Here is a 13,099-nt window from a genome sequence, read left to right as displayed (position 1 = left end):
GTCATTGCTAAATGATGTTTTTATCAAAGACACTAGCAGTAATTTTGGTCATCATTTGCCAGTCATAAGTAGGTATGGCTTTTCTTTTATAAACTAGCAATAATATCTACCAGATATATTTCAAAATAAAACAGATGAGCACTGGTTTTTTAGGCTAAAATAAAGTAGGGAATGCAAAAGGTTATGCTATCGCTACTACGCTATGCCCAGTTGTATTTACAAGAGCAGTGCCATAAAACCACTGTTATAAAAATGGCTAAAGTCAACGTTATTGGCGAACCATCGTTTATATATTTGCAATATCTAATAAGACAATTTTTGAGGGTAGAAACATGGCAAAAGCGAAGACCGACATGCTGTCAGACTTTGTCTACGATGGCGTAAACCGGCGCGGACAAAAGGTAAAAGGCGAGACCACCAGTCGCAGCTTAGAGCTGGCCAAAGCCACCTTGCGCAAACAGGGTATTACGGTTAAGGGCATCAAGAAAAAACCTAAGCCGCTTTATACGTTTAAAAAAGCCATTAAACCCATCGATATCGCGATTTTTTCTCGTCAATTGGCCACCATGATGAAAGCTGGGGTGCCTTTGACGCAGTCTTTTGAGATTGTCGCTGACTCATTAGACAATCCCAGTATGAAAGATTTGGTATTGCAAATAAAATCTGATATCGAATCTGGTGGAACCTTCGCCTCTGCCCTACGCAAGCATCCGCGCTACTTTGATGACCTGTTTTGCTCGTTGGTTGATTCTGGTGAGCAATCAGGCTCGCTTGAGACCATGCTCGAGCGGGTGGCTACTTATAAAGAAAAAAGCGAGATGCTCAAAGCCAAAATCAAAAAAGCGGTCAAATACCCGATTGCCGTTATTATCGTCGCCGTCATCGTGACCATGATTTTGCTCATCAAAGTGGTACCCGTGTTCTCTGATCTTTTTGAGTCTTTTGGCGCTGAGCTGCCCGCCTTTACCCAAATGGTGGTGGGCATGTCTGAGTGGATGCAGTCATGGTGGTTTGTTTTGATTGTGCTCATCGGCGGCGCCATTATCGGGTTTTCAGAAGCGAAAAAACGCTCCAAAAAATTCCGTGACTTTTTGGACCGCGCTGTTTTGAGGGTACCTGTATTTGGTAATATTGCTTATCAAGCGATTATCGCCCGCTTTGCCCGCACCCTCTCAACGACTTTTGCCGCGGGGGTACCGCTCATCGATGCGCTAGACTCCACAGCAGGCGCAACCAACAACGTGGTGTTTTATAATGCCACTCAGCAGATCAAAAACGACGTCTCTACCGGTCAGCAGTTACAGTTTTCGATACGTTCTACCAATTTATTTCCTAGTATGGCCATACAGATGGTCGGTATCGGTGAGGAGTCTGGTAGCTTAGAGGAGATGCTAGACAAGGTGGCTGTCTATTATGAAAGCGAAGTCGATAACGCGGTTGATGGCCTGACCAGTTTGATGGAGCCTATGATTATGGCGGTGCTTGGGGTATTGGTCGGTGGCCTCGTGATTGCGATGTATCTACCGATCTTCCAAATGGGCTCAGTGGTCGGCTAATACCTCACTCAAGGACTGCGATTTCATGCAATTTATACAGTTATTACAAGACAATACGATTGTGGCTTTGGTCGTATTTGGGTTATTAGGGCTTTGTGTCGGTAGTTTTTTAAATGTGGTCATTCATCGGCTCCCGCTGATGATGTTTGCAAGCTGGCGACAAGAATGTAGTCAGTTTCTGGCTGAGCAAGCAGACATGCCGCGCGAGCATACGCAGCCACTGACCCGTATCGTCGCAGGCGACAGCGCGATTACCTTGAGTCGGCCGGCATCGCGCTGCCCGCACTGCGCTCATAAAATCACCTGGTATCAAAACATCCCTTTGATCAGTTGGCTGATGCTGCGCGGGCGCTGCGCTGCTTGTAACGCCGCCATCGGTATTCGCTATCCACTGGTGGAGCTGATCACCGCCCTACTCTCTGTGCTGATTATTTATCAATTTGGGGTGAGTGCAACAGGCTTATCGGCATTGGTCTTAGTATGGACGCTAATCGCCTTAACCGGTATCGATTTTGATACTCAGCTCCTCCCTGATCGCTTAACCTTCCCTTTGGCGGGGCTAGGTCTAGCAGTCAACAGTCAAGGCTGGTTTGTCTCACCCAGCCAGTCGATTTGGGGGTTGCTGTTGGGGTTTTTGTCGTTATGGGTGGTGGTAAAGCTGTTTTATTTGATCACCAAAAAACACGGCATGGGTCAGGGCGACTTTAAGTTGTTGGCCGTATTGGGCGCTTGGCTGGGACCTATGATGCTCCCGCTTATCATCTTACTCTCCTCCCTGCTAGGCTCCATCGTCGGGCTGGTCTTAATAAAAAAACAAGGCGAGAGCAGACCCTTTGCCTTCGGCCCTTATATTGCTATTGCCGGTATAGTCGCCTTATTATATGGCACAGATATCGTCAGTTGGTACTTAGGCATGTATACTTACTAAAACAGGCGTGAGTTTTACCATACGTTCTAAAAAACATACTGTAAAAGTAGCAGGGTAAGTGGCAATGGCGCTTATCTCTCTCATCTTTGTGCCAGCCTCAAATCATCAGCACAGATGGGGCAAAACAGCTGCGCACGTTTTCCTCTCTATCATATCGGTCAGATAAGTCATTATTATGTCAAACTCTAACGCTTCACCTTATTCTCACAAGCCGCAAACCCGCCAAAAGCAAAACAAGACACTGGTGGTCGGATTGACAGGCGGTATCGGTAGTGGCAAATCTGCTGCTAGTGACTGGTTTGCGCAGCAAGGCATCGATATTATCGATGCCGATGTGATTGCCCATGAGGTGGTGGCAAAAGGCAGCGCGACATTGCGCAAAATCCAAAGAAAATTTGGCGATTGGGTGTTAAATGGCGACGGCTCGATGGACAGAGCGGCGGTGCGTACGCACGTTTTTACCCATCCCGAAGCGCTCATCGAGCTTGAAGCCATTACTCACCCAGCGATAAGAGAAGCGGCAAAAGCACAGTTAGCCGCCAGCACCTCGCCTTATGTGGTGCTGTCCGCGCCGCTACTCATAGAGGCGGCAGAAGCGGGGCTGGCAAACTTGTGCCAACGAGTACTGGTGATTGATGCCAGCGAAGACACCCAGCTTGAGCGCGCCAGCCAGCGTGATGAGCAAAGTGTCCAAAAGATCAAAGCCATCATGGTCAATCAATTAAGCCGCGAAGCGCGCAACCGTCACGCTGATGATGTCATCTTAAACGATCGCGACCTAGCGGCTCTATATGCACAGCTGGAGCCGCTACACCAAAACTATCTTACGCTTGCCCAGCAGCTAAAGTACGCTGCCGATTGACCTCATATAGCGCCATACCGGTGGCCACGCTGACGTTTAGGCTTTGTAAGTTGCCATGCTCATTGCCTGACATCGGGATATAGACCAGCTCATCACAGCGCTCTGTGGTCAACCGGCGCATGCCCTCTCCTTCTGAACCCATGATAATGGCCGTTTTGCCGGTCAAGTCCGCTGCATGTATGGGCTTGGCCGCATCACTAAGCGCCGTACCAAACACAAATACACCAGCATTTTTGATGTGATCAAGCGTACGAGCCAAATTGGTCACACTGACAATCGGCATCAACTCAGCGGCGCCGACAGAGACTTTTGCCACTGTTGGGGTGAGGCTGGCGGCGTGATGTTTTGGACAAACCACCGCATCCACGCCCATCGCAACAGCCGTACGCAGACATGCACCGAAGTTATGCGCATCAGTGATTTGATCGAGTATCAGCAACAAGCACTGCTCGCGCCCCGCGATGGTGTCTAGCAGCGCTTCGTCCGCGAAACCTAGAGGGCGGGCATTAAGTACCACACCTTGGTGCTGCGGGCTGCCGCACAGCTGGGTCAGCTTGTCTTTTTGTGTGGGCTGAATGCTGATGCCATTGGCTTCGGCTTCGGCCATGATTGCTTGCACGTGAGGGTCGCTGTCACGACCTTGTTGGACAAACAAGCTAAGACCATCGAGCGGACGATGTTTGAGTAAGGCATCAATTGCGTGAATGCCATAAAAATAAATGGGTTTTGCCATAATAGGCCTACTTAAGTATCAAATGGATATCGCCAAAGCGATAAAAAACAACAATAAAAAAACAGTGTAACCTCATCAAAAACAAATAAACCATACCGACTGATATGGTTTATCCGCGATCGATTGAGATTTTTATTTGGGGTGACGCTTGATGAGTACGTAATTTGGTTGATTTTGCTAAGAAGACTATATGCAGACTATCTAGCAAAATGCAGATAATAGGCGGTGGCCTGCGCCATTGCCGAGTGTATGCGTCTTTAGCCTTCTAAATGACAGATATACTGTACGATCTCTTCGGTTCTGAGGTTAAAGCCGCTGTTGCCTTCGACCACAAATGACTGGCCTGCACGGTAGTAGCTAAACGCTTCCTCACCATTGATTTTGACCTCGCACTCCCCGCTGGTGATCTCGATACGCTCAGAAGTATTGGTACTAAAATGATAATGCTCCACCAAATTATCACAAGGTAAGATGATGCCTAGCGTCTTATGACGTCCATCCTCAAACATAATGGTATGGCTTGAGCAACGACCATCATAAGAGACCGTCGCATGAGCATTGACTGTTACATTGGTAAATTGCGCCGCTGTCATAGTGGCTTCCTTATCAAATAATTATGGTAAAACTAAAAAATAAGTACAGATGAAATGACTTTATGAATCAGCATTGCAAGCGGCCTAGCCTACTATAAATGTGCTGTATTCGATCGAGTGACAGTCTTTGCCCAATCGCGGACACAGACTCTCGCACACATACTGACATTAGCCTTAATATCTAGTTGATATCTGGTTGACAGCTTAAGATGCCTACCCGCGTGTACCGACTATGGTATCGATGAGATATTACGATAAGATGACTTATCATTATCAGACGCCAAGCATAAAACAAGCTAGCAAGCGTTTGTCATTATGTGAGATTATGCTACCACATTATATCTATAAAGTTTGTTACAGGGGCAAGGAAAATATTGCGGCAGGCGCAAGAGGTGCCACCGATGGCCGCTGACTTTATCCAAAGCGGGCTGCAAAGATTTATGTTATTGCGCGGCTTTATGATTTGTATTTAGCGGCGTTTGCCACCATAATATTTGCCAATCACTATAGTCTATTGAGTACCATAAAAGAGCCATTTTATCGTTGTATTTATTCTATTTTAGCGATGACTTCATCTAAATAATCGGTGAAACTCATTGTCTGTCATGAGAGGCGTTGATGCTAGTATCACTCACTTTACATCAGTTTGCATTGATCGCTCAGCATGAGCTGAGTATGGCGGAAGGCTTTAACGTCATCACCGGCGAGACAGGCGCCGGTAAGTCGCTGCTGCTCGATGCGCTGTCTTTGTGTGCAGGTGAGCGAGCCGACAGCGCAATGATCAGACATGGGGCGGCACATGCCGATATCTATGCTCAGTTTGATGTGGCAAACAATGCGCTCATCGCAGAATGGTTTGCCGAACATGATCGCGCCTTAGATGAGCCAGATGTGTTGATTCGTCGCCAGCTTAGTCAAACAGGGCGCTCAAAGGCTTGGTTAAATGGTACGCCCGTCAGCTTAGCTGAGCTAAAGAGCCTCGGTACACTGTTGGTCAATATTCATAGCCAGCACGCCCAGCAAGCACTGCTAAAGCCGCAGTTTGTGGTGCAGTGGTTGGACGCCATGGCACAAACCACCACGCTGGCTGCGCAAACCGCGAGCAGCTATCAACACTATCAGCAGCTAAAACGCCGCGCTGATGAGATTGCCAGTCGCGAAGCGCTGCGCCATGACCGTATCCAGCTGTTACAAAGCCAACTGGCAGACATCGAGCCGCTCCTCGCTGTGGATTATACCGACATCGAAGCGGAGCACGAAGAGCTGTCTAATATCGAAGCTTTGATGATGGAAGCCAGTCATGGTCTGCATCTGCTCGACAACGATACCGATGAGCCAGACGTCATGACCCTGCTTGGGCAAGCGATCAAGCTGTGTGATAATCAACTGGGAGTCAGTCAGACGTTTGAGCAAGCCTCAGAGCAGCTACATCTGGCTCAGCAGCAAATCACCGAAGTCACAGGATTGCTATCAGATTATGCCGAACAACAACTGCCCGACCCTGAGCGCTTGCAAACATTAGACAATCTCATCGGCCTCAGTCATCGCCTCTCGCGCAAGCACGGCTTACCCGCTGTTGATTTGATTGAGGAAGCCAACCACTGGCAAGCGCAATTAGAACAATTAGAAAACGAACCAAGTAGTGATGCCATGGCCGCGCAAATCGAGCAAGCGTGGCAGCAATATCTGCTGCTGGCCACCAAACTCCAGAAAGCACGCGAAAAAGCCGCGCCACATATCAGCGAACAACTGGTCCAGCAGCTGCAGCCACTAGCGCTACCCAATGCGCGCTGCGAGTTTGTCTTTACCAAAAAACCCGACCCAAGCCAATATAATGCGCAAGGCTGTCATGATATCGATTTGTTGTTTAGCGCCAATGTCGGTATGCCCATGCAGCCGCTGCATAAGATCGCCTCAGGCGGCGAGCTGTCGCGGATGGCACTGGTGATGCAAGTGCTACAAGCCACCAATGCGGACAATGATGCCGCCAAGCCCATGTTGGTCTTTGACGAGGTCGATGTCGGTATCAGTGGCGGCACCGCGCAGGTGGTCGGTGAGCTTCTGCGTAAACTGGGGCAGACTCAGCAGCTACTGGCCATCACGCACCAAGCACAGGTCGCCGCACAAGCGCACCAACATATCTTGGTACAAAAACATCATGACGAGCAAACCGAAAGTGAGCTGGTCATCTTGACAGATAGCGCGCAAGTCGATGAGCTGGCACGCATGTCGGGCGGCGTGACCATCACGGAGGTCACTCGTGATCACGCTCGTAGCTTGCTAACGGGTGTCAAATAAGGCATTTGCTATCCTGCATAGTAATCCTACGGCTCTGTATAGATGGATATCATTAGCCTACTTTAAAACAGCGAGCGCAGGGCTAAAAAACCATTGCGAGCGAGACCACTAAAGTCAAACCGCTGATAAATATTTGCTTTGGTTGATTTTTTTGGTCATCATCGCCATATAACCTTCTCTTACTTGCGTGGTTGTGTTTTTAATGCAGTAATGTCTTTATCCTTTTATTGTTGATTGTATTATTAGGTTGCAGTTGCTTCTATGTCTAAAGCCAATTTGACCCATCATTTCTTAATCGCGGCACCAGAGCTGCCAGACCCACGGTTTGAGCAGGCGCTGATTTATATCTGTCGTCACGATGCGCATGGCGCGCTTGGTCTGATGGTCAATCGTCCCTTGGAGCAGTCGCGCGTGGGCAAGCTATTAGAGGATCTGAGCATCGAAGTGACAGACCCGCAAGTGATGGAAGACGTGGCCTTAGAAGGCGGGCCGATGTATCCTGAGGTCGGTTTTGTGCTGCATACTGGCCAGCCGGAGTGGGCATCGTCGTTTGCTATTTCAGAGAATGTCTGTATCACCACCAGCCAAGATATCCTCAAGCGTATCGCTGCAGGCCAAGGCGTTGGTCACTATCATCTGTGCTTGGGGCATGCCAGCTGGGCCAAAGACCAGTTAGAGCGTGAGCTTGCAAGTGGTGACTGGCTGGTGTGTCCGGCGGATCTCAACTTGTTGTTTGATACCCCGTTTGCGGAGCGCTGGCAGATCGCCGCTGACAAAATTGGCGTAAATTTCGACTACTTAAGCAGCGATATCGGCCATGCTTAATGGCAGTGACTCAGCCAAACCCAGACACCAAAGCTCGCTACTAAGCTGCAACACAGGAAAATTTTTTGATTATGGTAGACCGTTCTTTTATGAATGATAATGCAGAGATGAGAGACGATGAGGGCGCTCAAGCACCCCATGTCGCCACCGATATCGATAACGATACAGCCGAGCCGAGCGCTACCGAACCGAGTGTCAAACCGCATCTGATCTTAGCGCTAGATTATGGTGTCAAAAAAATGGGCATGGCTTTAGGCAATACCATTACTGAGACGGCGCGCGCCTTTGATATCTTGGCGATGAACAATGGTCAACCTGACTGGGACAACTTACTGGGTATCATAAAAGTATGGGGCGTGGCGAAGGTGGTGGTCGGCTTACCACTCAATATGGACGGTAGCAGCTCCATGCTCTCTAAACGGGCGCACAAATTTGCGCGGCGGCTGGCGCATAGAGTCATGGAGCAGCGCCTACCAGTGACTGTGACGCTGTGTGATGAGCGTCTGACATCGGTAGCAGCGCGCGAAATCGCGTGGGAGAATGGCTGGATCCAAAACGAGCGCGACCCGATTGATGATATCTCTGCGTGTATTTTGATGTCGACGTATTTTGCCGATCCAAATAGCAGCTTGGCTATCGATGCGATCAAGCCTGACTAGGGTGTGTCCTCAAGTAATGTCGCGCAGATAGTCGCGCACAAACGGACGGCTAGTATTTAACGCTTAGGTATTGCCACGCCCATCCTCTAAACCAATATATACGACTGATGATTATGACCACCGCTTTAAACCAACCTGTATCCAATAAGTCGCGGCATGGTTTTGCGCCGCTTGCTATCGCTCGTATCAAAGGCGCACAGCGAGCCAACCAGCTGGCGATTTATCTGATTTATGCGGCCATTTTTGCTTTTGTGGTCTTTGGTACCATCGCTAGTATCAAGGCCTTTCATGACAATCAGCTGCTTTATCAGTTATTTTATAACCTGCCTTATGCCTTGGTGGCGCTGACCATTCCTGCCAGCCTTTATGGTGCCTTTATTATTTATCGTTATCGCCTAAACCAAGCATCAATGGTAATCATGACCATCGGCGTCTCAAGCATCGTGCTACTCGGCGGTTTGTTATTTGCTGATACGGCTTGGCTAGGACTGTCTTGCTGGGTGGGCGTGGCGTTTTTGTTTAAAGTTAGCTTTACGCGCTTTTTTAACTTTTTGGCGGCGCAAGAACAAACCGGCAGCCCTGAAGGTACCACTAAAAAACCATAACACCCGCTCTCGTTTTCAATCACACACCACTTTCACCTTATTTTATTGACTCAACACCAAGACTATGACAACTTCCATACCAGATACCATGACACAGACGGCGGTTCACCATCATTTAGACACTCAAGGATTAATCTGCCCTGAGCCGGTCATGATGCTGCATCGCACCATACGCAACGCTGATGCAGGCGAAGTGATAGAAATACTGGCCACGGACCCTGCGACGACGCGTGATATTCCTAATTTTTGTCGCCATCTTGGCCACACTCTTGTACAACAAGAAACGCTGGCTGAGAATATCCATGTAAACGCCGATGCCGATGAGATTACGGTGTCAGACGATGATGACGCCCCGACGAGCGCCACGCTATATCGCTATTTGGTCAAGAAAAAAAGCGCGTAAACCGACGTGCTGACGTTACGCGTCCTAGGCATGCCCTCATCACATAAAGATATCTTTGCTTTGTACGAAATATATCATTCACAAATTAAAGGTAGATCGTGTGTTAACACCTGAAAAACAGTACGTACAGTGGTATGAAAACCAAACCTTGCGTCACGCGCGCTGGCTGTCTGAAAGCAATCATGGGCCGCCTGCGCGCATTATGATAGTTGATGACAAAACCACAGCAGATGAGGCCTATCGCTTAGCGTGCGAGGGTACATCCTTGCTATGGCGCGGTGACTTTTATAATGCCCAGCAACTACTGCAAGCGCTTGGTCGGCGCATCGAGCGTACCGAGGAGCGCGCCGCGCTTCGCAAAACAAAAAAAGCCGCTAAGGCTAATAAACGGGCAACCTCCGAGCCATCGACTGATGCTACTGTATTGATACCCAATTTGTTTCATCAGCAGCGCCAAACCCAAGCTCAGCGCGCTCGTATATTGGGCCGTTTGCTCCTAGAACTCGATACCGACTATGTCAGTCAATTACGCCGTGCTCCTGATATGAGCGCCGCCTGCATAGCGGCGTTTGGCCAGCTAGAAGGAGCCGCAGATCACTCTTGTGTCCTATCGCTTCGTGACATACAAGGCGCGCTTGGCGCGGCGCAGTGGCGCGCAAAAGGCGTGCCAATCGACACTCTGGGTTTATCGATATATCCGCACTACGGTGTCTTTGCCCCTACGCGTCATGAGTATGTATCGCTACTGCTCAAGGCACCGCTACCCAAGACTTGTGATGTCGCCTACGACATCGGCACTGGCACAGGGCTGCTGGCGATTATTTTAGCCAAGCGCGGTGTCAAAAACGTCATAGCCACCGATCTCAATCCACGGGCGCTGGCTTGTGCTGATGAGAATTTTACGCGGCTAGGATTGTCTAGCATAGCGTTACAGCAAGTGGATTTATTTCCCGCCGATGCGCCACCTGCCAATCTGATTGTCTGCAATCCACCTTGGCTACCTGCCAAGCCCAGCTCGCCGCTTGAGTACGCCGTCTATGATGCCAATAGCGCGATGCTGCGTGGCTTTTTGCAAGGCGTCCGAGATCATTTAAGCGAGCACGGTGAAATTTGGCTGATCTTATCGGATTTGGCTGAGCACTTACAACTACGCACCCGAGAGGAGTTATTAGGCTGGTTTGCTGCTCACGAATTGACCGTAAAATATCGCCTCGATACCAAACCTACCCATGGCCGCAGTCAAGACGACTCTGACCCACTCTATGCGGCGCGCCGTGCTGAGGTCACCTCGCTGTGGTGCTTGACACCTAATAAATGCTAGCCTGATGAATGATAAATAACTGAGTAACATGCCATGAGCCGTGACCGTGCCGTACAACAGCGCCAACCCAAAGCATTGGCTGTCGATGACGAGCCTGCCTATATCACCGAGTTTCGCCAAGCCATGCTGGCGCGCGGTCTGGCAACGCGGACGCGTAACGCTTATGTCCGCGACCTACGTACCTGTGAGCTGACCAATACCGCGCCATTGACCAAATGGCAAGCGGATGACGTGTTACACTGCCTATCTACCCTCGCTATAGAAAACAAAACCCCGCGCACCCAAGCGCGCATGCTCTCAAGCCTGCGCCAGTTCTATCTATGGATGATTGCCAGCAACCTGCGCGAGGACAATCCGTGCGAGCGTATCAAAAGCCCCAAGCTTGGTCGTCCATTGCCAAAGGATTTGAGCGAAGCCGATGTCGACAATCTATTGGCTGCCCCCGACACTAGTACCACGCTTGGCCTACGGGACAAGGCCATGTTAGAGGTGCTCTACGCCTGCGGCCTGCGCGTCAGTGAGCTGATTAATTTATCGCTTGAGCAAGTCAACCTAAACTCAGGCTGGTTGCAAATCACAGGTAAAGGCAATAAGACCCGACTGGTGCCCCTTGGTGAATATGCAAGCGATGCGCTAGAGGACTATCTGTCTCACGGGCGTGGCGAGCTGATTGCGCATCTCAAGTCAGGCAATTGCCAAGCAGTGTTTTTGACGGCGCAAGGCGGCTATATGACGCGGCAAAACTTTTGGTACTTATTAAAGAAATACGCCAAAGTCGCCAGTATTGATAAAGAATTGTCACCGCATACCCTGCGTCACGCCTTTGCGACCCATTTGCTCAATCATGGTGCCGATCTTCGCAGCGTGCAGTTATTGCTTGGGCATAGTGATCTGTCCACCACGCAGATTTATACGCATGTGGCGACAGCGAGACTGCAAAAATTGCATGCCGAACATCATCCACGCGGCTAGTATTGAACGGTTAACATAAAAACTGACTATTTATTGAAGATTGTAAGAGGAATATCACGTGTCGCAAGCTCAGCCATCTTTACAGCCTACGCTCACCAAAGGGCAGCATGCTGCCCTCAAAAACTTGACCATAACGGGTTATTTAGAAGGCACGTCTTTTTTATTGTTGCTTGGTATCGCTATGCCACTAAAATATATGCTCGGCATTTCTGAGGCGGTGACATATATCGGTATGGCGCATGGGGTACTATTTATCGCTTATATCCTGATGCTGCTGCTCACAGCCAGCAAAATAAAGCTGCCGCTATGGGCCATGCCGGCTGGCGTGCTCGGCTCGTTTTTGCCGTTTGGCCCGTTTGTGTTTGATTACTTTTTAAAAAAGCGTTTGCGAAAGTAAGATTAAAGAACTTTATGACTCAAACCTATACTTATGTGGTGAAAGCGAGATTGTAGATTTGATATGCAGAGCACAATCTGAGATAGAGGCGGCAAGGTATAGAGTCTGCTCTATCAATCCCTAGCTGCAAACTAACCCTTTTCTCGCTACAATACCTGCCATAGCTTATTAACCTTTTACCTATCTATTATTTGAGAATCGCATGAGCCACTCTACAAACCACCGTCCCCCTGCCGACCTGCTAAAAAATGCTGAACACTGGCGTGAAGACATTCATTTTCGCCAAGAGGTACTGGGTAAGCCGTTTGATTTTTCGACCACTTGGGGTATTTTTTCACCGCAAAAGCTCGATGACGGTAGCCTAATGCTGCTCGATTATGTGGATTTTCAGGCGGATGATGACTCGATCGACTTAGGCTGCGGCTATGGCGTGCTCGGAATGACGGCAGCGCGTGAGTGCCCGAACGGTCAGCATACACTCATTGATAAAGACTTTATGGCGGTAGAATATGCGCGCCGTAACTGCGTGCAAAACGGTCTAAAAAATGTCGATGTGCATTTATCAAATGGCTTCAATCATGTGGCAGCGGACAAAGATTTTAGCCTTGTGATGTCAAACTTGCCAGCCAAGGTCGGCAAAGAGCAGCACTATCTATACTTCCTCGATGCCTATGCGCGTATGCGTCAAGGTGGGCGGTTTTATGTGGTGACCATCAATGGTTTGCGCCAGTTTATGAAGCGCTCGTTTACCGAAGTATTTGGTAATAGCGAAAAGGTCAAACAGGGCAAAACCTATACCATTACTATGGCGACCAAAGAATAAGCTTCAGTAACTTAAAAGCTGCACAAACAAAAATCCCGCCAACACATCAGCATGTTGGCGGGATTTTTGTTTTTTATTCTCTTGCTTAGGGCATTAAAGATGGCATACCACCTACCACATTGTC

The 13,099-nt window shown here is 49.1% G+C and carries 14 protein-coding genes; 12 read left to right on the top strand and 2 right to left on the bottom strand.

Going from position 1 to position 13,099, the window contains the following annotated elements:
- Positions 1-332 precede the first annotated feature (332 nt).
- The 3 genes from CAP50_RS00635 to coaE all read left to right on the top strand — a co-directional run bounded on the left by CAP50_RS00635 (position 333) and on the right by coaE (position 3,346).
- Positions 333-1,556, top strand: a complete 1,224-nt coding sequence (locus CAP50_RS00635; protein WP_100748653.1) for a type II secretion system F family protein — start codon at positions 333-335, stop codon at positions 1,554-1,556.
- A gap of 25 nt (positions 1,557-1,581) precedes the next feature.
- On the top strand, positions 1,582-2,484 hold the full coding sequence (locus CAP50_RS00630; protein WP_100748652.1) for a prepilin peptidase: 903 nt from the start codon (positions 1,582-1,584) through the stop codon (positions 2,482-2,484).
- Positions 2,485-2,659: 175 nt separating this feature from the next.
- Positions 2,660-3,346: a dephospho-CoA kinase gene (gene coaE, locus CAP50_RS00625; RefSeq protein WP_100748651.1), complete on the top strand. Its 687-nt coding sequence runs from the start codon at positions 2,660-2,662 to the stop codon at positions 3,344-3,346.
- Here coaE and rlmB read toward each other — a convergent pair.
- Positions 3,309-4,079, bottom strand: coding sequence for a 23S rRNA (guanosine(2251)-2'-O)-methyltransferase RlmB (gene rlmB / locus CAP50_RS00620; RefSeq protein WP_100748650.1), 771 nt, complete (start codon positions 4,077-4,079; stop codon positions 3,309-3,311). The two genes, coaE and rlmB, sit on opposite strands and share 38 nt — an antisense overlap.
- Before the next feature lie 257 nt (positions 4,080-4,336).
- Entirely contained in the window at positions 4,337-4,672 is a 336-nt protein-coding gene (gene ppnP, locus CAP50_RS00615; protein ID WP_075101358.1) for a pyrimidine/purine nucleoside phosphorylase, read from the bottom strand.
- Positions 4,673-5,290: 618 nt separating this feature from the next.
- Between ppnP and recN the strand changes: the two genes are divergently transcribed.
- The 9 genes from recN to CAP50_RS00570 all read left to right on the top strand — a co-directional run bounded on the left by recN (position 5,291) and on the right by CAP50_RS00570 (position 12,975).
- Positions 5,291-6,970 carry a DNA repair protein RecN gene (gene recN, locus CAP50_RS00610; protein ID WP_100748649.1) on the top strand — a complete coding sequence of 560 codons (1,680 nt, stop codon included), beginning with the start codon at positions 5,291-5,293 and terminating at the stop codon, positions 6,968-6,970.
- Between the two features lie 261 nt (positions 6,971-7,231).
- Positions 7,232-7,795: a YqgE/AlgH family protein gene (locus CAP50_RS00605; RefSeq protein ID WP_100748648.1), complete on the top strand. Its 564-nt coding sequence runs from the start codon at positions 7,232-7,234 to the stop codon at positions 7,793-7,795.
- A gap of 107 nt (positions 7,796-7,902) precedes the next feature.
- Positions 7,903-8,454, top strand: a complete 552-nt coding sequence (gene ruvX / locus CAP50_RS00600; protein ID WP_424108337.1) for a Holliday junction resolvase RuvX — start codon at positions 7,903-7,905, stop codon at positions 8,452-8,454.
- Positions 8,455-8,567: 113 nt separating this feature from the next.
- A complete protein-coding gene (locus tag CAP50_RS00595; protein ID WP_100748647.1) occupies positions 8,568-9,059 on the top strand; it encodes a hypothetical protein in 492 nt (163 codons plus the stop codon).
- A 64-nt stretch (positions 9,060-9,123) separates the two neighbouring features.
- Complete coding sequence (gene tusA, locus CAP50_RS00590) at positions 9,124-9,462, top strand: sulfurtransferase TusA (protein ID WP_100748646.1); 339 nt, start codon at positions 9,124-9,126, stop codon at positions 9,460-9,462.
- A 100-nt stretch (positions 9,463-9,562) separates the two neighbouring features.
- Entirely contained in the window at positions 9,563-10,783 is a 1,221-nt protein-coding gene (locus CAP50_RS00585; protein WP_100748645.1) for a methyltransferase, read from the top strand.
- Positions 10,784-10,816: 33 nt separating this feature from the next.
- Complete coding sequence (xerD, locus tag CAP50_RS00580) at positions 10,817-11,755, top strand: site-specific tyrosine recombinase XerD (RefSeq protein ID WP_100748644.1); 939 nt, start codon at positions 10,817-10,819, stop codon at positions 11,753-11,755.
- A gap of 58 nt (positions 11,756-11,813) precedes the next feature.
- On the top strand, positions 11,814-12,152 hold the full coding sequence (locus CAP50_RS00575; RefSeq protein WP_100748643.1) for a DUF3817 domain-containing protein: 339 nt from the start codon (positions 11,814-11,816) through the stop codon (positions 12,150-12,152).
- Positions 12,153-12,354: 202 nt separating this feature from the next.
- Positions 12,355-12,975 (top strand): class I SAM-dependent methyltransferase, encoded by a 621-nt coding sequence (locus CAP50_RS00570; protein ID WP_100748642.1) that lies wholly within the window; start codon positions 12,355-12,357, stop codon positions 12,973-12,975.
- Positions 12,976-13,099 lie beyond the last annotated feature (124 nt).

Source organism: Psychrobacter sp. L7, assembly GCF_002810365.1.
In the GTDB taxonomy this organism is placed as follows: Bacteria; Pseudomonadota; Gammaproteobacteria; order Pseudomonadales; family Moraxellaceae; genus Psychrobacter; species Psychrobacter celer.
Note: the sequence above shows the minus strand (reverse complement) of the source record. Positions and strands in the feature narration are given on the sequence as shown.

Excerpts from the sequence above, each read along its gene's own strand:
- CAP50_RS00595 (WP_100748647.1), top strand. The coding sequence starts at position 8,568 with ATGACCACCGCTTTAAACCAACCTGTATCCAATAAGTCGCGGCATGGT.
- rlmB (WP_100748650.1), bottom strand. The coding sequence starts at position 4,079 with ATGGCAAAACCCATTTATTTTTATGGCATTCACGCAATTGATGCCTTA.
- CAP50_RS00635 (WP_100748653.1), top strand. The coding sequence starts at position 333 with ATGGCAAAAGCGAAGACCGACATGCTGTCAGACTTTGTCTACGATGGC.
- xerD (WP_100748644.1), top strand. The coding sequence starts at position 10,817 with ATGAGCCGTGACCGTGCCGTACAACAGCGCCAACCCAAAGCATTGGCT.
- CAP50_RS00605 (WP_100748648.1), top strand. The coding sequence starts at position 7,232 with ATGTCTAAAGCCAATTTGACCCATCATTTCTTAATCGCGGCACCAGAG.
- CAP50_RS00570 (WP_100748642.1), top strand. The coding sequence starts at position 12,355 with ATGAGCCACTCTACAAACCACCGTCCCCCTGCCGACCTGCTAAAAAAT.
- tusA (WP_100748646.1), top strand. The coding sequence starts at position 9,124 with ATGACAACTTCCATACCAGATACCATGACACAGACGGCGGTTCACCAT.
- ppnP (WP_075101358.1), bottom strand. The coding sequence starts at position 4,672 with ATGACAGCGGCGCAATTTACCAATGTAACAGTCAATGCTCATGCGACG.
- ruvX (WP_424108337.1), top strand. The coding sequence starts at position 7,903 with ATGAGAGACGATGAGGGCGCTCAAGCACCCCATGTCGCCACCGATATC.
- CAP50_RS00630 (WP_100748652.1), top strand. The coding sequence starts at position 1,582 with ATGCAATTTATACAGTTATTACAAGACAATACGATTGTGGCTTTGGTC.
- recN (WP_100748649.1), top strand. The coding sequence starts at position 5,291 with ATGCTAGTATCACTCACTTTACATCAGTTTGCATTGATCGCTCAGCAT.
- coaE (WP_100748651.1), top strand. The coding sequence starts at position 2,660 with ATGTCAAACTCTAACGCTTCACCTTATTCTCACAAGCCGCAAACCCGC.